The 19,341-nt window shown below is 64.5% G+C and carries 11 protein-coding genes; 3 read left to right on the top strand and 8 right to left on the bottom strand.

Features of this window, described 5'->3' with window-relative positions:
• Window positions 1-32 precede the first annotated feature (32 nt).
• Complete coding sequence (locus NPS58_RS15565) at window positions 33-194, bottom strand: hypothetical protein (RefSeq protein ID WP_274116244.1); 162 nt, start codon at window positions 192-194, stop codon at window positions 33-35.
• Between the two features lie 142 nt (window positions 195-336).
• Between NPS58_RS15565 and NPS58_RS15560 the strand changes: the two genes are divergently transcribed.
• The 3 genes from NPS58_RS15560 to glgB are packed head-to-tail and all read left to right on the top strand — an operon-like array spanning window position 337 to window position 7,896.
• Entirely contained in the window at window positions 337-2,361 is a 2,025-nt protein-coding gene (locus tag NPS58_RS15560; RefSeq protein WP_274116243.1) for an alpha-1,4-glucan--maltose-1-phosphate maltosyltransferase, read from the top strand.
• A gap of 13 nt (window positions 2,362-2,374) precedes the next feature.
• Entirely contained in the window at window positions 2,375-5,686 is a 3,312-nt protein-coding gene (gene treS, locus NPS58_RS15555; RefSeq protein WP_274116242.1) for a maltose alpha-D-glucosyltransferase, read from the top strand.
• A complete protein-coding gene (gene glgB / locus NPS58_RS15550; RefSeq protein WP_274116241.1) occupies window positions 5,686-7,896 on the top strand; it encodes a 1,4-alpha-glucan branching protein GlgB in 2,211 nt (736 codons plus the stop codon). The genes treS and glgB overlap by 1 nt, the downstream gene beginning before the upstream one ends.
• Before the next feature lie 77 nt (window positions 7,897-7,973).
• Here the strand turns inward: glgB and NPS58_RS15545 are convergent, their stop codons facing one another.
• From NPS58_RS15545 to treZ, 7 genes are all read right to left on the bottom strand, one after another.
• Window positions 7,974-9,074, bottom strand: a complete 1,101-nt coding sequence (locus NPS58_RS15545) for an autotransporter outer membrane beta-barrel domain-containing protein (RefSeq protein ID WP_274116240.1) — start codon at window positions 9,072-9,074, stop codon at window positions 7,974-7,976.
• A 302-nt stretch (window positions 9,075-9,376) separates the two neighbouring features.
• Window positions 9,377-10,171, bottom strand: coding sequence for an endonuclease/exonuclease/phosphatase family protein (locus tag NPS58_RS15540; RefSeq protein ID WP_274116239.1), 795 nt, complete (start codon window positions 10,169-10,171; stop codon window positions 9,377-9,379).
• A 64-nt stretch (window positions 10,172-10,235) separates the two neighbouring features.
• Window positions 10,236-12,392 (bottom strand): glycogen debranching protein GlgX, encoded by a 2,157-nt coding sequence (gene glgX, locus NPS58_RS15535; protein WP_274116238.1) that lies wholly within the window; start codon window positions 12,390-12,392, stop codon window positions 10,236-10,238.
• Window positions 12,393-12,491: 99 nt separating this feature from the next.
• Window positions 12,492-12,737 (bottom strand): DUF2934 domain-containing protein, encoded by a 246-nt coding sequence (locus NPS58_RS15530; protein WP_274116237.1) that lies wholly within the window; start codon window positions 12,735-12,737, stop codon window positions 12,492-12,494.
• A gap of 18 nt (window positions 12,738-12,755) precedes the next feature.
• Complete coding sequence (locus tag NPS58_RS15525; protein WP_274116236.1) at window positions 12,756-15,524, bottom strand: malto-oligosyltrehalose synthase; 2,769 nt, start codon at window positions 15,522-15,524, stop codon at window positions 12,756-12,758.
• A complete protein-coding gene (gene malQ / locus NPS58_RS15520; protein ID WP_274116235.1) occupies window positions 15,521-17,590 on the bottom strand; it encodes a 4-alpha-glucanotransferase in 2,070 nt (689 codons plus the stop codon). The genes NPS58_RS15525 and malQ overlap by 4 nt, the downstream gene beginning before the upstream one ends.
• A complete protein-coding gene (gene treZ, locus NPS58_RS15515) occupies window positions 17,583-19,340 on the bottom strand; it encodes a malto-oligosyltrehalose trehalohydrolase (RefSeq protein ID WP_274116549.1) in 1,758 nt (585 codons plus the stop codon). Before treZ ends, malQ begins: the two co-directional genes overlap by 8 nt.
• Between the last annotated feature and the right edge of the window lies 1 nt (window position 19,341).

The following is a 19,341-nucleotide window of genomic DNA, read 5'->3' as shown; positions in this document are numbered from 1 at the left end:
GTACCTGTGCGAGCTCCTGCAGGCGCGATCGTCTACGCTTTCACCGGCGGCTCGTCACTGGGCGGGTCGCCTACGGTGGGCGGCACCGTCGGCTTTACCGGCAATTCATCGGGCTCTTCATCCGGCACCGCAGGTGGCAGCGTCGGGTCGTCGATATTCGGATCGGGCGTTTCTGCCGGGATGGGGATGTTCATGGCCTGACCTCGCAATGGGGTGATGGATGACGGGCTCAGTTGTTTTCGACTTCAGCGAGCGTCAATCGCTCATTTTTTTTGAACCCCACGCCGCCCATCCGCTCTGAACTCTTACGCCTACCTCGTAACGGAGCAAGGATCGATGACCCGCGATGAGCCCTTCGAAACCGACCGTACAGCCCCGGCAACTGATCATCCCGACCAGGCCATCAGCCTCTCCCAGGCCCTGCTCGAACCCAGGATCGTGATCGAAAGCACCCAGCCCTTGCTCGATGGCGGCCTGTTCGCGGTCAAGGCGGTGGTGGGGGCGGCGGTGCAGGTCAGCAGCAAGGTCTACAGCGATGGCCACGATACGCTGGCGGTGATGCTCAATTGGCGCCAGGCCCAAAGCCGGCGCTGGCATTGCGTGCCCATGAGGTTCGCCGGCAACGACCTGTGGCAGGCCGAGTTCACCGTCACCGAGCAAGGCCGGCACCTGTTCAGCATCGAGGCCTGGATCGACCCCTTCGCCACCTATTGCCATGACCTGGAGAAGAAATTCAACGCAGGCGTTCCCGTGCCCCTGGAGCTGCAGGAAGGCCTGCTGCTGCTTGATCACAACATCGAACGCAGCCAGGGCCTGCTGCGCGAGCAGTTGCAGGGGCTGCGCCTGGCGCTGCCGACCCTGACCCCCGAGGAGCAGGTGGCGCAGTTGCTGCACGCCAATACCGCCAGCCTGATGCGCGAGGCCGACCACCGTACCTACCTGAGCCGCAGCCCCGAGTACCCCCTGGATGTGGAGCGGCGCCAGGCGTTGTTTGCAAGCTGGTACGAGCTGTTTCCCCGCTCGATCACCGACAACCCCGAGCGCCATGGCACCTTCAACGATGTGCATGAACGCCTGCCGATGATCCGTGACATGGGGTTCGACGTGCTGTACTTCCCGCCGATCCATCCCATTGGCGTGCGCCATCGCAAGGGCCGCAACAATGCCTTGCAGGCCGAACCCGGGGACCCGGGCAGCCCCTATGCCATCGGCAGTGATGAAGGCGGGCACGAGGCCATTCACCCGCAACTGGGCAGTCGCGAGGACTTTCGCCGGCTGGTGGCCGCCGCCGCCGAGCACGGCCTGGAGATCGCCCTGGATTTCGCCATTCAGTGCTCCCAGGACCACCCCTGGCTCAAGGAGCATCCCGGCTGGTTTTCCTGGCGCCCGGACGGCACGATTCGCTACGCGGAAAACCCGCCGAAAAAGTACCAGGACATCGTCAACGTCGACTTCTATGCTGCCGATGCCGTGCCTTCCTTGTGGCTGGCCCTGCGCGATGTGGTGCTGGGCTGGGTGCAGGAAGGGGTGAAGATGTTTCGTGTCGACAACCCGCACACCAAGCCCTTGCCGTTCTGGCACTGGATGATCGCCAATATTCGCAGCCAGCACCCCGACGTGATCTTTCTTGCCGAAGCCTTCACCAAGCCGGCAATGATGGCGCGCCTGGGCAAGGTCGGCTATTCGCAAAGCTACACCTACTTCACCTGGCGCAATACCAAGGCTGAGCTGCAAAGCTACTTCGAAGAGCTCAACCAGCCACCCTGGCGCTATTGCTACCGCCCCAACTTCTTCGTGAACACTCCCGACATCAATCCGTTCTTTCTCCATGAGTCCGGTCGCGCCGGCTTCCTGATCCGGGCCGCTTTGGCCACCATGGGCTCGGGGTTGTGGGGCATGTACTCGGGGTTCGAGTTGTGCGAAGCCACACCCATTCCCGGCAAGGAGGAATACCTGGATTCGGAGAAGTACCAGATTCGCCCACGGGATTTCACCCAGCCGGGCAACATCATTGCCGAAATCGCCCAGCTCAACCGCATCCGCCGGCAGAATCCGGCGCTGCAGACCCACCTGGGCGTGGCCTTTTTCAACGCCTGGAACGACAACATCCTGTACTTCGGCAAGCGCACGGCCGAACGCGACAACTTCATCCTGATCGCCATCAGCCTCGACCCGCACAACGCCCAGGAAGCGCACTTCGAACTGCCGCTGTGGGAGCTGGGCCTGGATGACAACGCCGATACCTTCGGTGAAGACCTGATGACCGGCCACCGCTGGACCTGGCACGGCAAGACCCAATGGATGCGCATCGAGCCCTGGCACCTGCCGTTTGGTATCTGGCGTATCGAAAAAGCCCTCTAGAAAGGAGTCGAACATGGCCAAGCGCACCCGCCCGGCAGCCTTCATCGACGATCCGCTGTGGTACAAGGACGCGATCATCTATCAGGTGCACGTCAAGTCCTTCTTCGATTCGAACAACGACGGCATCGGTGACTTTCCGGGCCTGATCGCCAAGCTCGACTACATCGCAGAGCTTGGGGTCAACACCCTGTGGCTGCTGCCGTTCTACCCCTCGCCACGGCGCGACGACGGCTACGACATTGCCGAGTACAAGGCGGTGCACCCGGACTACGGCACCCTGGCCGACGTGAAGCGCTTTATCGCCCAGGCGCACAAGCGCGGCCTGCGAGTGATCACGGAGCTGGTCATCAACCACACCTCCGACCAGCACGCCTGGTTCCAGAAGGCCCGTCACGCCAAGCCCGGCAGCAAGGCCAGGGACTTCTACGTGTGGTCCGACACCGACCAGAAATACGACGGCACGCGGATCATCTTTCTCGACACCGAGAAGTCCAACTGGACCTGGGACCCGGTGGCCGGCCAGTACTTCTGGCACCGCTTCTATTCGCACCAGCCCGACCTGAACTTCGACAACCCGCAGGTGATGAAGGCGGTGATCGGGGTGATGCGCTACTGGCTCGACCTGGGGGTGGACGGCTTGCGCCTGGATGCGATCCCGTACCTGATCGAGCGCGACGGCACCAACAACGAGAACCTGCCCGAGACCCATCAGGTGCTCAAGCAGATCCGCGCCGAGATCGACGCCAACTACCCCGATCGCATGCTCCTGGCCGAGGCTAACCAATGGCCGGAGGATACCCAGCTGTATTTCGGCGAAGGCCAGGGCGATGAGTGCCACATGGCGTTCCACTTCCCGCTGATGCCGCGCATGTACATGGCCGTGGCCCAGGAGGACCGCTTCCCGATCACCGACATCCTGCGCCAGACCCCGGAGATCCCCCCCAACTGCCAGTGGGCGATCTTCCTGCGCAACCACGATGAGCTGACCCTGGAGATGGTCACCGATCGCGAACGCGACTACCTGTGGAACTACTATGCCGAGGACCGTCGGGCGCGCATAAACCTGGGCATCCGCCGGCGCCTGGCGCCTTTGCTGCAGCGTGACCGGCGCCGCGTGGAGCTGCTGTCGAGCCTGCTACTGTCGATGCCCGGCACGCCGACGCTGTATTACGGCGACGAAATCGGCATGGGCGACAACATCTACCTGGGCGACCGCGACGGTGTGCGCACCCCCATGCAGTGGTCGATCGACCGCAACGGCGGCTTCTCACGTGCCGATCCGGCGCGCCTGGTGCTGCCGCCGATCATGGACCCGCTGTATGGCTACGCCTCGGTCAATGTCGAGACCCAGGCCAACGATCCGCATTCGCTGCTGAACTGGAATCGCCGGCTGCTGGCGGTGCGCAAGCAGCAAAAGGCCTTTGGCCGGGGCAGTTTGAAAATGCTTTCGCCGACCAACCGCCGCATTCTTGCGTACATCCGCGAGTACACCGGGCCCGACGGCAAGAGCGAGATCATCCTCTGCGTGGCCAATGTTTCCCGCGCCGCCCAGGCCGCGGAGCTTGAGCTGTCGCAGTACGCCGACAGGGTGCCGGTGGAAATGCTCGGCGCCAGCGCCTTCCCGCCCATTGGCCAGTTGCCGTTCCTGCTGACTCTGCCGCCCTATGGCTTCTATTGGTTCCTGCTGGCGCCCAAGGACCAGATGCCCAGCTGGCACCAGGAGCCGGCCCAGAGCCTGCCAGAGTTCACCACGCTGGTGCTGAAAAAGCGCATGGAAGAGCTGCTCGACACCCCGGCCCGCGACACCCTGCAAGACAGCATCCTGCCCCAGTACCTGCCCAAGCGCCGCTGGTTCGCAGGCAAGGAAACACGCATCGACCAGGTGCATATTGCCTATGGCGTGCGCTTTGGTGCACCGACCAGCCCGGTGCTGCTCAGTGAGATCGAGGTCAAGAGTGGCGGCCACAGCAGCCGCTACCAGCTGCCCTTCGGCCTGATCGGCGAAGACCAGATCAACAGCGCGCCACCCCAGCAACTGGCGTTGGCGCGGGTCCGACGCGGACGCCAGGTGGGCCTGATCACCGATGGTTTCGTGCTCGAGAGCTTTGTCCGCGCAGTGCTGGTCGGCTGCCAGGCAGGCACCCGGCTGCCCTGTGCCGACGGCGAGTTGTGCTTCAACGCCACCGAGCAACTGGCCGCCCTGAACCTGGGCGATGAGGCCCAAGTGCGCTACCTCTCGGCCGAGCAGTCCAACAGCTCGGTGGTGGTCGGTGGCAGCCTGGTGCTCAAGCTGATCCGGCGGGTCAACCCCGGGGTGCATCCGGAGCTGGAAATGAGCGCCTACCTGACCGCTGCCGGCTTTGCCAATATCTCGCCGTTGCTGGGTTGGGTCAGCCGCGTCGATGCCGGTCAGCAACCCCACCTGTTGATGATCGCCCAGGGCTACCTGAGCAACCAGGGCGACGCCTGGGACTGGACCCAGAACAACCTGGAGCGGGCCATCCGCGACGAACTGGAGCCCGGCGAGCAAACCCTGGATGCCCATACCGATGCATTGCAGGACCTGGCCGACTTTGCTGCCTTGCTGGGGCAACGCCTGGGCGAGATGCATCTGTTACTGGCGGCGCCGACCCAGGACCCGGACTTCCAGCCACGGGCCAGCACATCACGCGATTGCCAGGCCTGGGGCAAGCAGATCAGCAGCCAACTGACCCGCGCCCTGGACCTGCTCAAACAGCACCGTGGCGAACTCGACCCCGAAAGCCAGGCCCTGGTCGATGACCTGCAACAGCAACGCAAAGACCTGCTGGCCACGGTCGCGAGCTTGAGCAAGCAAGCCCAGGGCGGCCTGTTGATGCGCGTGCACGGCGACCTGCACCTGGGGCAGGTGCTGGTGGTACAGGGCGATGCCTACCTGATCGATTTCGAGGGCGAGCCAGCGCGCCCGCTCGATGAGCGCAGGGCCAGGCACAGCCCCTACAAGGATGTCAGCGGCGTGTTGCGATCCTTCGACTATGCTGCTGCCATGGTGCTGCGCAGTACCTCCAGTGTCGACCTGTCGGACAGTGCCCGCCAGGCACGCCAGCGGGTTGCCAGGCGTTATCTGCACCAGGCCCGACATGCGTTTGTCGAGGCCTATGGGCTGGCCACCGCGGCCATGCCCCATGCCTGGGAACATGCCGACGGCGAGCGTGCGGCACTGGAACTGTTCAGCCTGGAAAAGGCCGCCTACGAAATCCTGTATGAAGCCGAAAACCGCCCAAGTTGGCTGGCCGTGCCTTTGCATGGCCTGCATGGCCTGACAAGTACCTGGGGAGAAAGCTAATGAATCAACGCAAGCGCGAGGAAGGCGGGCTGGGTCATCGAGACGGCGACGCCCTGGTCAGGGCCGAGCATGCCGACCCATTCGCCGTGCTTGGCCCGCACCCTGATGGTGCAGGCGGCCAGTTTGTCCGCGCCTATCTGCCCAATGCCTTGAGCGTCCAGGCCCTGGCCCGTGACGACGGGCGGGTGCTGGGCGAACTCGAGCAGCAGCCAGTGCCGGGGTTGTTCATCGCTCATCTGCCCGAGCAGCAACCCTATGTGCTGCGCATCCATTGGGCGGGCGGCGAGCAGATCACCGAAGACCCCTATAGCTTCGGGCCGCTGCTGGGCGACATGGACCTGTATCTGTTTGCCGAGGGCAACCATCGCGACCTGTCCGGGAGCATGGGCGCACAATTGACACAGGTCGAAGGTATCGACGGCGTGCGCTTTTCGGTGTGGGCGCCCAATGCCCGGCGAGTTTCGGTAGTGGGCGATTTCAATAACTGGGACGGCCGACGCCACCCGATGCGCCTGCGTCATCCCTCCGGCGTCTGGGAGATATTCGTGCCGCGCCTGACCGCCGGTGAAGCCTACAAGTATGAAGTGCTCGGTCGAGAAGGCATCCTGCCGCTCAAGGCCGACCCGTTGGCCCGCGCCACCGAGCTGCCGCCCAGCACCGCTTCGCGGGTGGCAGGGCCGCTGGCCCATGACTGGCAGGACCAGGTGTGGATGCAGGTGCGCGGTGAGCGCCAGGCAACCAGCGCGCCGCTGTCGATCTACGAACTGCACGCCGGCTCCTGGCAATGCGAGCTGGACGACACCGGCGAGGTGGCGCGCTTCTACAACTGGCGCGAACTGGCCGAGCGACTGGTGCCGTATATCCAGCAGACCGGCTTCACCCATATCGAACTGATGCCGATCATGGAGCATCCCTTTGGCGGTTCCTGGGGGTATCAGCCACTGTCGCTGTTCGCCCCGACAGCCCGCTATGGGAGTGCGGAAGACTTCGCTGCCTTCGTCGATGCCTGTCACCAGGCGTCCATCGGTGTAATCCTCGACTGGGTACCGGCGCATTTCCCTACCGATACCCATGGTCTGGCACGTTTCGACGGCACGGCGTTGTACGAGTACGACAACCCGCTCGAAGGTTTTCACCAGGACTGGGACACCCTGATCTATAACCTGGGCCGTACTGAAGTGCATGGCTTCATGCTGGCCTCGGCCTTGCACTGGCTCAAGCATTTCCATATCGATGGGCTGCGGGTCGATGCCGTGGCCTCGATGCTCTACCGCGACTATTCACGCAAGGCCGGCGAGTGGGTGCCCAATCGCCATGGCGGTCGGGAAAACCTCGAGGCCATCGACTTTCTGCGCCACCTGAATGACGTCGTGGCCCTCGAGGTGCCCGGTGCCCTGGTGATCGCGGAAGAGTCCACGGCCTGGCCCGGGGTCAGCCAGCCGACCCAGCAGGGCGGCCTGGGCTTTGCCTACAAATGGAACATGGGCTGGATGCACGACACCCTGCATTACATCCAGAACGACCCGATCCACCGCACCTATCACCACAATGAAATGAGCTTCGGCCTGATCTATGCCTACTCCGAGCATTTCATCCTGCCGATCTCCCACGATGAAGTGGTCCACGGCAAGCACTCGCTGATCGACAAGATGCCCGGTGACCGCTGGCAGAAATTCGCCAACCTGCGCGCTTACCTGACCTTCATGTGGACCCATCCGGGCAAGAAGCTGCTGTTCATGGGCTGCGAGTTCGGCCAGTGGCGCGAGTGGAACCACGACAGCGAACTGGACTGGTACCTGCTCAAGTACCCCGAGCACCTGGGGGTGCAGCGCCTGGTCGGCGACCTCAACCGCCTGTACCGCGACGAGCGCGCGCTGCATGAACAGGACTGCCTGCCCCAGGGTTTCCAGTGGCTGATCGGTGACGATGCCCACAACAGCGTCTATGCCTGGTTGCGCTGGAGCGCGAACGGCGAGCCATTGCTGGTGGTGGCCAACTTCACCCCGGTGCCGCGCGAGCGCTATCGCATCGGTGTGCCGTTTGGCGAGCGCTGGGCCGAGGTGCTCAACAGCGATGCCGAAGGCTATGCCGGGACCAACCACGGCAACCTGGGCGAGGTAGCCAGCGAAGCCATCCCCAGCCACGGCCAGCCGCAATCGCTGGCCCTGAACCTGCCACCGTTGGGCGTGCTGATCCTGCGCCCCGCCTGACCGCAGGGGCGGGCTTGCCTCGCCAGAGGCCCGTATTGCCTGCACCGGCCTCTCGCGAGGCAAGCCCGCTCCTGCAGCTACCATCTGACCCGCACGCCCAGGTTGCCGATCAGGCCATTCAAGTCGTTGTCATCCACATCGCTGCTGTAGTCGGCGCTTACAAACAGCGCGACCTTGGGTGTTACCCGTGCCACCAGCCCCAAGCCCAATTCCACCGTGGCCGAATTGCGTCCGCTGCTGATCTTGTCGACCTTGTCCAGGCTGACCGTGTCGGCATTGGAGAAGTCGTACCAGACGTTGGTACGCAGGAAGGGTTCGATCGGCATGCCACGCACGTTGTAGCGGGCCGACAACCTGGCCCCGACCCGGCCTGTCCAGTTCGGTTGTTCATCGAAGGCTTGCTGGGTAGCCGCCTGGGTCTGGCTGCCGGGGAAGAACTGTTGGTTGATCAACTGTGCCTGGGGCTCGAGGGTCCAGTTCTCACCCAGGCTGATGGGGTAGCCACCTTCGACCGACAAGGTCAGCGCATGGCCATTGCCATCCAGGCGCTGGCCGGTCTCGCTGCGTCCGTTGATGTCGAAGCGGGTACCCATGGCCACGGCATCCAGGTGCCAGCCCTGGTCGTGGGTCATGCTCCAGTACACACCCAGGCTTTCACCGTCCAGGTTCACAGCGGTTTTCTTGTCGCCGACCTGGGGCTTGTGCATGCCATCGAAGCCACTTTGCAGGTTGCTGTGGCCAACGAAGAAACCGGCGCGGTGAGTATTGCCGCCGCCGGTTTCACGTACGAACAGGTCCGGGCTGATTTGCAGGGTCTGGGTGCGCGCGTCAAGGCGCGACGGTTCTGCCGCACCGTTTTTCATCGGTGCCGGGAAGAATTGTGCCCATTGGCTGGCAATGGCGTCGGTGGCAGGTGGGGCGTTGCGCTCGGCCATGCGGTCGGAAAATGCATTCAAGGTGTGCAGGTTCAGGCCACTGGCGCTGACCGGTACCAGCGCCAGGGTCGGCGTTGGCAGGACTTGCCCTTGTGGCTGCGCTTGCCGTTGCATAAAGCTGGTGAAAGGGTCGTTATCCTCCAGGCCCAACGCATGGGTTTCCAACGGGGTTGCAAGAAGCAGCGACGTGGAAACCGCGTAGAAAACATACTCAAAGCCCGTAGGAGTCGGAGTTTTTTTCATGGCGGATCTCCTCTGTATTACAGCCAAGGTCCTGGCCTGATGTCACGGGCTGTAAGGCAAAACCAGAGGGCGACCCAAACCAGCAAAAAAGTTCCTGCCGCGCGCCGAAAGGCGCGAGCTAGAGGCTCGGAGCAAGGATGCGGCATTACTTGTAGCTAAGGAGAGGACAGGGCAGGCGTCAAGAAGGTGTTATGGATCTGTTGTCAAGCTATTGGATGCCCCAATAGGCTGAAAATTAACAATTATTCATGTTTCATAGTCGCCACGGCTCTTTCAGCCGTGGTGGCTATGCCGAATCATTGCTAAAGGTGCACTTCCACCGCCAGGGGCAGGTGATCGGAGAGATGGCTCCAGGGTTTGTTACCCAGAATCTGCGGGGCGTGGCTACTGGCATTGCGCAAGTAGATACGGTCAAGGCGCAGCAACGGCAGGCGGGCGGGGTAGGTGCGCGCCAGCAGGCCATGATGACGCTCGAATGCCTCGTGCAAGCCGCGGTGCAAACCCAGGGTGCGGTTGCCCCTCAACTTCCAGTCATTGAAGTCACCGGCAATGATCACCGGCGCGTCGGCCGGCAGCGAGTCGAGCAGCCGGCGCAGTAGCTGCAGCTGTTTTTGTCGATGGCTTTCCAGCAGCGACAGGTGCACGCACACGGCATGCACCTGGTGCTGGCCGGGTACATCCAGCACGCAGTGCAGCAGGCCGCGGCGCTCGGGGCCGGTGATCGAGACATCGAGGTTGCGGTGCTCGATGATCGGGTACTTCGACAGCAGGGCGTTGCCATGGTGACCGTCGGGGTAGACGGCGTTGCGTCCATAGGCGAAGTCACTCCACATGCTGTCGGCGAGGAACTCGTACTGTGAGGTCTGCGGCCAGCCGGCATAGCGGGCGGCGTGGCGATCGTGGCTGCCGAGCACTTCCTGCAGGAACACGATGTCGGCCTGGGTGCTGCGCACGGCTTCGCGCAGCTCAGGCAGGATGAAGCGGCGGTTGAAGGCGGTAAAGCCCTTGTGGGTGTTGACGGTCAGCACCCGCAGGCGCTGCACCGGCGGTGCCTGGCGGGTATCTGCAAGGATGGAAGGGTGCGGTTCGAGATTCACGGTTGCTCCTTGTCGGCAAGCCTACTGCATGGGACTGGCCCCGCCCGGGTTCAGTTCCCGCCCGTCATGTGTCGTCCTCGCGTTGCAACTCCAGCAGCACCAGTGAGCGTCCAGCCACTTCGAGCGGTGTGTCGAACTCATGCCGTTCGCCCTTGCGCAGTTGTGGCCGGTCGGTGTCGATCAGGCAGTTCCAGTTTTCGCCCTCGGGTACCTGGGGCAGGGTAAAGGTGACCGCATCGTGGTGGGCATTGACGATCAACAGCAAGGTCGCATCGGCTCCCGGTCGAGTAATGCCACTGACCTGCGCGCGACCATCCATCAGCATGCCGAGGGTTCGTCCCTGGCTGTCCTGCCATTGATCGACACTCATCTCGCTGCCATCCGGGGCCAGCCAGGTCACATCCTTGACCCCGATCGCCTCATTGTAGTCGCCGACCAGAAAGCGCGAACGGCGCAGTACCGGGTATGCCAGGCGCAGCTTGGTCAGGCGCTTGACGAACTTGAGCAGGGCCGTGCCTTCGTCGTCGAGCTCCCAGTTGACCCAGCCGATCTCGCTGTCCTGGCAGTAGGCATTGTTGTTGCCGTGCTGGGTGCGGCTGAACTCGTCGCCGGCGACGATCATCGGCGTGCCCTGGGCGAGCAGCAGGGTGGCGAAGAAGTTGCGCATCTGGCGCAGGCGCAGGGCGCTGATCTCAGGGTCGTCGGTCGGCCCCTCGACGCCGTGGTTCCACGACAAGTTGTTGTTGCTGCCGTCCTGGTTGTTCTCGTCGTTGTCCTCGTTGTGTTTGTCGTTGTAGGAGACCAGGTCGCGCAGGGTGAAGCCGTCGTGGGCGGTGATGAAATTGACCGAGGCGTAAGGCCGGCGTCCGCGACGATTGAACAGCTCGCCAGAGGCGGTCATGCGTGCGGCGAAGTCGGCCAGCTGGCCCTCGTCGCCTTTCCAGAAGGCCCGTACCGTGTCGCGAAAGCGGTCGTTCCATTCGGCCCAGCCGGGGGCGAAGTTGCCCACCTGATAGCCGCCGGGGCCACAGTCCCAGGGCTCGGCGATCAGTTTGACCTGGCTGAGCAGCGGGTCCTGGCGACAGGCCACGAGAAAACTGTGACGCTCATCGAAGCCTTCGTGGTAACGCCCAAGGATGGTCGCCAGGTCGAAGCGAAAGCCGTCCACATGCATCTCGCCAGCCCAGTAGCGCAGCGAATCGGTGACCAGCTGCAGCACGCAGGGATGGCTCAGGTCCAGGGTATTGCCGGTGCCTGAATCATTGATGTAGAAGCGCTTGTCGTCGGGCATCAGGCGGTAGTAGGAAGCGTTGTCGATACCGCGCATCGACAGGGTCGGGCCCAGTTCGTTGCCTTCGGCGGTGTGGTTGTAGACCACGTCGAGAATGACTTCCAGGCCTGCATCGTGCAGGTGCGCGACCATCTCCTTGAATTCGGCGATCTTGCCGTTGGCCAGGTAGCGCGGGTGCGGGGCGAAGAAGGCGATGCTGTTGTAGCCCCAGTAGTTGTTCAGGCCTTTTTGCAATAGGTGCTGGTCGTTGACGAAGGCATGGATCGGCAGCAACTCGATGGACGACACCCCCAGCTGCTTGATGTGGCCGAGCAACTCGTCGCACATCAACCCGGCAAAGGTACCGCGGTTTTCGGCTGGCACCGCCGGGTGACGCATGCTGATGCCGCGCACGTGTGCTTCATAGATAATCGTGCGCTCCCAGGGAATGCCCACGCGCTGGTCGCGACCCCAGGTGTAGGCCGGGTCGATGACCTTGCACTTGGGCACGAAGGGTGCGCTGTCGCGCTCATCGAAGCTCAGGTCGCCATCGGGGTGACCGATGGTGTAGCCGAACAGGGCTTCAGACCACTTGAGGCCGCCGACCAATTGCTTGGCGTACGGGTCGATCAGCAGCTTGTTGGGATTGAACCGGTGGCCGTTTTGCGGCTCGTACGGACCGTGTACCCGATAGCCATAGATTTGCCCCGGGTGGGCGTCGGGCAGGTAGCCGTGGAAAATTTCATCGGTGTACTCGGGTAGCTCGATGCGCTCGAGCTCTACCTCGCCACCAAGGTCGAACAGGCACAGTTCGACCTTGGTGGCGTGGGCGGAGAACAGGGCGAAGTTGACCCCCAGGCCGTCCCAGGTGGCGCCCAGCGGAAAGGGCAGGCCTTCGCGGATGCGCGAGGGTTCGACAACGGGGGCGGCGGTAGCTTTTGGCTTGCTCATGGGGCTCCTTGTCGATGTGTCTGGGCCATCGCGGGGCAAGCCCGCTCCTGCAAGTGATGGCGGGGCCTGTGTGGGAGCGGGCTTGCCGTGCTATGGATTTCAGGCCACCGGCGGCTTTTTCGTGGTGCGCGGTTTTTTGGCAGCTGCAGGTTTGGCCGGCGTCACTTCAGGCGCCGCCGCAGGCTTGGCCTTGACCTTGCGCGGCGTGGCCTTGGGTGCCAGGGCTTCGGCTTCGGCCAGCTTGCGCGCCATTTCCCAGTGACGGGACTCCTGGCCCTCGGGCTTACCTTCCGACTCCCAGATCTGATAGGCAAATTCGCGGATTCGTTTTTCTTCGACACTCATCTCGACGCTCCTGATGGCTTAGGCATGATCAATCAATACGTTGACCGGGAACTCCTTGAGTACAGCGCTGAGTAACAGCTCCTTTGAGGGTGTGACTACGCTGGTGGCAAAAAGTCCCGTGTAGTTGGCAGGTGGCAAGGCAGGCGGCAACAGCAGGTGTGTGTCGTCCCAGTTCTGCGCCGGGATCAAGGGAATCGGGGAATCTCCAAGCAAGGCGCAGGCCAGCCGTGGGACGATCACGATCGCCTGTGCCGAGTCGCCGACGCGGGCAAACGCCACGACCCGCTCGGCGTGTCTGCCGCGCACCTGCAGCGGCAGGTAGCGGCCCTCGGCAAACAGTCCGGGGTAATCCTGGCGACGCTTCAGCACTTGGTTGATCAGGGCCTGTTTGACCCGGCCGCTGCGCCAATCCTCAAGCAACTGCGCCACGGTGGTGCTCTCATCGAGGCCCTGGCGGCGGGTGGCAAAATCCACCGGGCGGCGGTTGTCCGGGTCTACCAGGCTCAAATCCCAGAATTCGTTGCCCTGGTACAGGTCTGGCACACCGGGTGCGGTCATGCGCAGCAGGCACTGGCCCAGGCTGTTGAGGGCGCCGGGGCAGGCAAGGGTATCTGCGGCCTGGGCCAGTGAGTGGCGCAGTTGCTGGTTCTGCGGGTCCAGCAACAGGGCGTCGATAAAGTTCAGGCAGGCCTGTTCGTAGGCATCGTTCGGCGCGTTCCAGCTGCTGCGCAGCTTGGCTTCGCGCAGGGCCTTGCGTTGCCATTGCTGCAGGCGTTGTGCGTAGCCCTGCAGGGCCAATGCGTCGTCCGGGTCCAGGTTCAACGGCCAACTGCCGAGCAGGGTCTGGTACAGCAGCCATTCATCGCCAGGGCTCGGGGCGATGCCGTCGGCCAGGTCCGCGCGCAGGGGCGTTGCCAGTTCGCACCAGTGCCCGATCCGGCTGACCAGCCAGGCGCTGCGCTCACTCAATACCGCCAGGCGCGCGCGGGTGTCTTCACCCCGCTTGTGGTCGTGGGTGGCAGTGCTCGACAGGTTGAGCGCAAAGTGCTGCTGGCGTTGCTGGCAGGCGTGGTGGAAAGCCTCCACCGGCGCACTGAAACGCTCGGCATCGAAGCCCACGTCGTTGCGCGACAGCAGCAGGGCCGAGCGGTAGAAGGCGGTGTCTTCCACGGCCTTGGCGGCGGTAGGCGAGGTGAGCTGCTGGAAGCGAATGCAGGCATGGCGCAGGTGCTTGCGGGTGCGACCGGCAGGCAGGCTGCGCCAGGGTTGCCCACCCAGCCAGCGCTGCAGGGCGTCGAGCACGGCCCAGTCGCCTTCGCCCAGGGATTGCCGGGCGCCCTGCAAGGCCGCCTGGAAGAAGGGTTCGTCCTCCGGCGGGCGGCCCGCGGCATTGAGGTAGGTGCGGTATACCGGGTAGTGCTCGACCAGCGCCTGCAGCGTGCGCCGGATCGCACCCAGGGTCAGGTCGCGGCTCATCAGGTCGTCACGGGCCACTTGCAACAATGCCTGGGCCACCGACTCGAAGTCGCCGGCCAGGCTGCCGTTGAGTACCTGCTGGCGTGCCAGGCGCACCTCTTCGGCAAAGCCTGGGCGTTCGCTCAGGGCACTCCAGGCTTCGCTCAACCGGGCTTCGCCCGCCGGGTCATGCTGCAGCAGGCTGACCTGGTTCATGAATTCGTAGCCGGTAGTGCCGTCCACGCCCCAGTCGCGGTGCAGTTGCTCGTTGGCGGCGAGAATCTTTTCGACGTAGATCGGGAAGTGCTCCAGCGCCGCAGTCAACGGTCGCTCGGCCAGCAGGCGGTCGACACGCCGGCGCAGTTTGCGGCAGTAGCCGCGTGGATCGGCCAGGCCGTCGATGTGGTCGATCCGCAGGCCGTCGACCAGGCCACGGCGAATCAGCTCGAACAGGGTGTGGTGGGTAGCCTCGAACACCTCGCTGCGCTCGATCCGCAGGCCGCCCAGTTCGTTGATGTCGAAAAAGCGCCGCCAGTTGATGTCGTCGGCAGCGGTGCGCCAGCTGGCCAAACGATAGGCCTGGCTTTCCAGCAACCCGTGCAGGCGCTCGAAGCCTTCGGCGCTCCGGCCATCGAAGGCTGGCAGCAGATGATCGATGGGCTGCTCGACGGCCAGTGCCGCCAGTTCCTGCTGCAAGCCCGGTGCCTTGTCGGCGGCTTGCGTGGCGCTGTGCAGGGCGACAAAACGCATCCCCAGGGCCTGGACCTCGGTGCTGTCGCTCAGGCAGAGGATCTGCCCATAGTCGGTCGGGCTGATGGGAAAGCGGTGCTCATGGTGCTGCACATGAAAACTGCCATTGGCTGAATCGAAACGCAGTCGCAGCTCACCTGCCTGCAATACCGCGCCGTAGTCGCTGGCTAGGAAAGGCAGCAGCAACTGGCCTTCGAGCAAGGGGTCGCTGGAGTGCCACTGGATATCGAAGAACCTCGCATAGCGGCTGCGCCGCCCCCAGGTCAGCAGGTCTTGCCACCAGGGGTTGTCGCTGCCCACGGCCATGTGATTGGAGACGATATCGAGGATCAGGCCCATGCCGTGCTGGCGCAGCGCAGCCACCAGGCGCAGCAGGGCCGCTTCGCCGCCAAGCTCCGGGTTGATCCGGGTCGGGTCGACCACATCGTAGCCGTGCATCGAGCCGGGCCTGGCGCTGAGCAAGGGGGAGGCGTACAGGTGGCTGATGCCCAGGCGGGCGAAGTAGGGCACCAGGGGCACCGCATCGTCGAGGCTGAAGCCGGCATGGAACTGCAGGCGCAGGGTGGCACTCAGGGGTTTCATCGGTCGCGCTCCCAGGCCTGCTCGCGGGCCTGGGCAAGCAGTTCCAGGCGTCGAGCGGCATCATCGTCGTCGAGCAGTTCGCTGGCCGGCAGGGCAAAGCGGCGGCGCCAGTTGGGGTGGCTGTCGACCGTGCCGGGCAGGTTGGGTTGCTCGTCGACGCCCAGCAGGTCTTCCAGCGGCAGCAACACCAACGGGGCACGGGTGTGCCCGAGAAAGCGCACGCAGGCGTCGATCAGTGCATCGTTGTCGGCCAGGGCGCCGTAGTTGTGTTCCAGCATGCGCTGCAGGCCTGCGTGCTCCTGCTGGCGGGTTTCGCGCCAGTGGCGCTCGGTGAGGTCATCGATCAGCGCCAGGCGCTGGTTCCAGTCGATGTCACGGGCCTGCAGCCAGCCGGCCAATGGCGGCAGGTCGTGGGTGCTGGAGGTCGCCAGGGCGTTGTCCGGCCAGTCGAGGATGGGTTTGAAGTGGCCGGGCGGATCCTGCTCGAACTGCAGCACGCGCATGCCGAGCATGGCGCGCTGCGCAAGCTTTTCGCGCAGGCCTTGCGGCACGGTGCCCAGGTCTTCACCCAGGACAATGGCGCGGTGGCGCACCGACTCCAGGCTCAGCAGGCGCAGCAGGTCGTCCAGCGGATAATTGAGGTAGGCGCCGTCGCGGGCATGGGCGCCCAGCGGCACCAGCCACAGGCGCTGCAGACCCATGATGTGGTCGATGCGCAAACCGCCGGCGTGGGCGAAGTTGGCCCGCAGCATTTCAATGAACGCGCGGTAGCCGTTGCGCCGCAGGCCTTCGGGAGAAAAGGCGCAAATGCCCCAGTTCTGCCCCGAACGGTTGAGGATATCGGGCGGCGCACCGACGTTCAGGCCGGCCAGCAGCTCGTCCTGGCGGCTCCAGGCCTGGCTGCCGGCACCGTCGGCGCCGACGGCCAGGTCTGCGATCAGGCCGATGGCCATGCCGTTGCTGCGGGCGGCATCCTGGGCCCGTTGCAGGCTGCGCTCGATCAGCCATTGGCAGAAGGCATGAAACTGGATCTGCTCGCGATGCTGCCGGGCGAACGCGGCGACTTCCGGGCTGTGCGGATCGTGCCAGGCGTCGGGCCATTGCCGCCAGTCGTGGCTCAGGCCACGGGCGTGCGCCTCGGCCAGCAACGCTTCGAAGCGGCAGTGTTGTTCCAGTGCATCGCCGGCCTGCGCACAGTAACTGTCGAAATCGGCCCGCAGTGGGTGATCGCCGTCGATGAAGTCATCGAACAGCAACTGCAATAATCGGTAGCGTACGGCGCCGGCCTGGGGCCAGTCGATCAGGGGTAGGCGCTCGAGTTGTTCGACGCTCGACTCGAGCCCGAGGGTCTCGAGGGCCACCCGCACGACGCGATCACCCAAGATCACCGATGGGTTGGCGTACAGGCTGTTGAGGAACAAGCGGCTGGAAGGTGAGTAGGGGCTGTAGCGCTGTGTGTCGCTGGCGAACATGGCATGCAGCGGGCTGATGGCGAGGGCATCGGCGCCCCGTTCGGCAGCGCTGCGCGCCAGTTGCTCCAGCGCCTGGCAATCGCCGAAGCCGCCATCGCCGGCACGGCGCAGGCTGTAGAGTTGCGCGCTGATGCCCCAGCAGCGGGGTGTTGGCGTATCCAGCGCATCGCCAAGGCTGAAGCAGCGGGTGGGGGCGACGGCCAGGGTAAAGCGCTGGCCGTCGATTTCGACCTGGTGGTAGCCGATGGGCAATCCCGCGGGCAAGGCTGCCTGCGCATCCAATTGCAGCTGCTGCTGGCTGCCGTCCTCGCGCTGCACCGCGACGGGGCTGGCAGGGGCAAAGTAGGCAGACAGGTCCAGGGCCTGGTGTTCATCGGCGGTGAATAGCGGCGGCAGGTGCCGGGCGTCGTGGGCGGTTCTCAGCGCGGCCAGGCTTGCGGCGATGGCCTGTGGGTCGTCGGCCGGGTGGCCGAGCCCGGCCAGGACCAGGCGCAAGGCGTCATCACTGACGCGCTGCGGGTGTCCGTTGGCGTCGATCCACTCCACTGAAAGCCCGGCAAGCGTTGCTAGTTCCTGCAGGTGTGCGTCAGTCATGGTCAGGCTCCGGCAAAGGTTTGGGCAGCAGGCTGACCAGGGTGGAGTAGGGGGGCAGGTGTTCGCTGGACAGGGGCTCGCTGGCACAGGCATACAGGTGCGTCGAGGCCGGGGGCAGGCTGCAGGGCACTGCCAGCGGGCCGAGGTTGAGGTCGATGCGCAGGGTGCGGCCATCGGCCAACTGCCAGCGTGCGCTCAGGGCCTTGTCGCCGATCACTTCGGCGCCTTCTGCGCGGCAGCCGGGCAAGAGGGCGACGATGTGCTGGTGGCGCAGGTGCAACAGCTGGCGGTAAAAGGCCTGCCAGGGTTGCTGTGGGTCGTCCGTTACCTGCAGGCGTGAAGCACGGTAGGTGGACAGGGCATTGGGGTCGGGAATCGCAGCCCGTTGCACAGGGTCGGCGTAGGCTTTGAAGCCGGCGAACTCGGACCGTCGGCCCTCGCGCACGGCATCGGCCAGTTCATCGTGGTGGTCGGTGAAAAACAGGAACGGCGTATCGCTGCCCCATTCTTCCCCCATGAACAGCAGCGGGACCATCGGTGACAGCAACAGCAGGGTGGTAGCGGCCCGCAGGGCCTGGGGCGAACACAGCCGGGTGAGGCGTTCACCCAGGGCGCGGTTGCCGACCTGGTCGTGATTCTGCAAGAACAACACAAAGGCGCTGGGTGGCAGGTGGTCGCTGGGTTCGCCACGCGGTCGACCCGTTCGGTCCGCTTCGCCCTGGAACACGAAACCCTGGCTCAGGCAGCGGGCCAGCTTCTGGATGGTCGCCTGGCGGTAGTCGGCGTAATAGGCCTCCTGCTCGCCGGTGAGCAACACGTGCAGGGCGTTGTGGCCGTCATCATTCCATTGGCCGTCGTAGGCCTGCTCGAGCAGGTGCGCCTGGTTGTGCTCGTTCTCTAGCACCAGCCACACTTGTCGGTCTGCCGGAAGGGTCTGGCGAACCCGCTGGCTGAACTCGCGCAGGTACTCGGGATGCCCGATGGCATGCACGGCGTCCAGGCGCAGGCCGTCGACGCGGTAGTCGTGCAGCCACATCAAGGCGTTCTCGATGAAAAAATCGCGCACCTGCGACCTGCGAAAGTCGATGGCCGCGCCCCAGGGCGTGTGCCGGTCCTGGCGAAAGAAACCCTGTGCGTAGTGGTTCAGGTAGTTGCCGTCGGGGCCGAAGTGGTTGTAGATCACATCCACCATCACCATCAGGCCGTGGCCGTGGGCCTGGTCGATCAGCTGGCACAGTTGCTCGGGCGTGCCGTAGCTGTGCTGTGGGGCAAAAGGCAGCACGCCGTCATAGCCCCAGTTGCGCTCGCCGGGGAACTGCCCCAGGGGCATCAATTCGAGTGCGGTCACACCCATGTCGGCCAGGCGCGGCAGATGCTCGATCAGCTGCGTGTAGCCGCCCATGAGGCCCACGTGTACCTCGTAGATCACTGCCTCGTGCCAGGGGCGGCCGCGCCAGTGGGTGTGCTGCCAGGGATAGCGGGCAAGGTCGACGAGCTGGCTGGGGCCATGCACGCCTTCGGGTTGAAAGCGCGAGGCAGGGTCGGCCACTTGCAGGTCGCCGTCGATGCAGTACCGATAGCGCCTGCCGGCGCTGCCCGGCAGGCGCGCGCTGAACCAACCGTCGGCGCCGCGCTCGAGGGCATGGCGCACGTCCGGCTCCAGGCACACCTCGACACGGTGGGCATCGGGTGCCCACAGCGCGAAGCGGACGGTTTCACTGTCAAGCATCACGGCCCCGTGGGTCGCGATC

Origin of the sequence: Pseudomonas putida, assembly GCF_028682455.1 — a bacterium.
GTDB classification, from domain to species: domain Bacteria; phylum Pseudomonadota; class Gammaproteobacteria; order Pseudomonadales; family Pseudomonadaceae; genus Aquipseudomonas; species Aquipseudomonas putida_AA.
This window is presented reverse-complemented; position numbering and strand designations above follow the sequence as displayed.

What these genes read in the sequence shown, in the direction of transcription:
- NPS58_RS15565 (WP_274116244.1), bottom strand. Translation starts at nt 194, where the DNA reads ATGAACATCCCCATCCCGGCAGAAACGCCCGATCCGAATATCGACGAC.
- NPS58_RS15560 (WP_274116243.1), top strand. Translation starts at nt 337, where the DNA reads ATGACCCGCGATGAGCCCTTCGAAACCGACCGTACAGCCCCGGCAACT.
- treS (WP_274116242.1), top strand. Translation starts at nt 2,375, where the DNA reads ATGGCCAAGCGCACCCGCCCGGCAGCCTTCATCGACGATCCGCTGTGG.
- glgB (WP_274116241.1), top strand. Translation starts at nt 5,686, where the DNA reads ATGAATCAACGCAAGCGCGAGGAAGGCGGGCTGGGTCATCGAGACGGC.
- NPS58_RS15545 (WP_274116240.1), bottom strand. Translation starts at nt 9,074, where the DNA reads ATGAAAAAAACTCCGACTCCTACGGGCTTTGAGTATGTTTTCTACGCG.
- glgX (WP_274116238.1), bottom strand. Translation starts at nt 12,392, where the DNA reads ATGAGCAAGCCAAAAGCTACCGCCGCCCCCGTTGTCGAACCCTCGCGC.
- NPS58_RS15530 (WP_274116237.1), bottom strand. Translation starts at nt 12,737, where the DNA reads ATGAGTGTCGAAGAAAAACGAATCCGCGAATTTGCCTATCAGATCTGG.
- NPS58_RS15525 (WP_274116236.1), bottom strand. Translation starts at nt 15,524, where the DNA reads ATGAAACCCCTGAGTGCCACCCTGCGCCTGCAGTTCCATGCCGGCTTC.
- malQ (WP_274116235.1), bottom strand. Translation starts at nt 17,590, where the DNA reads ATGACTGACGCACACCTGCAGGAACTAGCAACGCTTGCCGGGCTTTCA.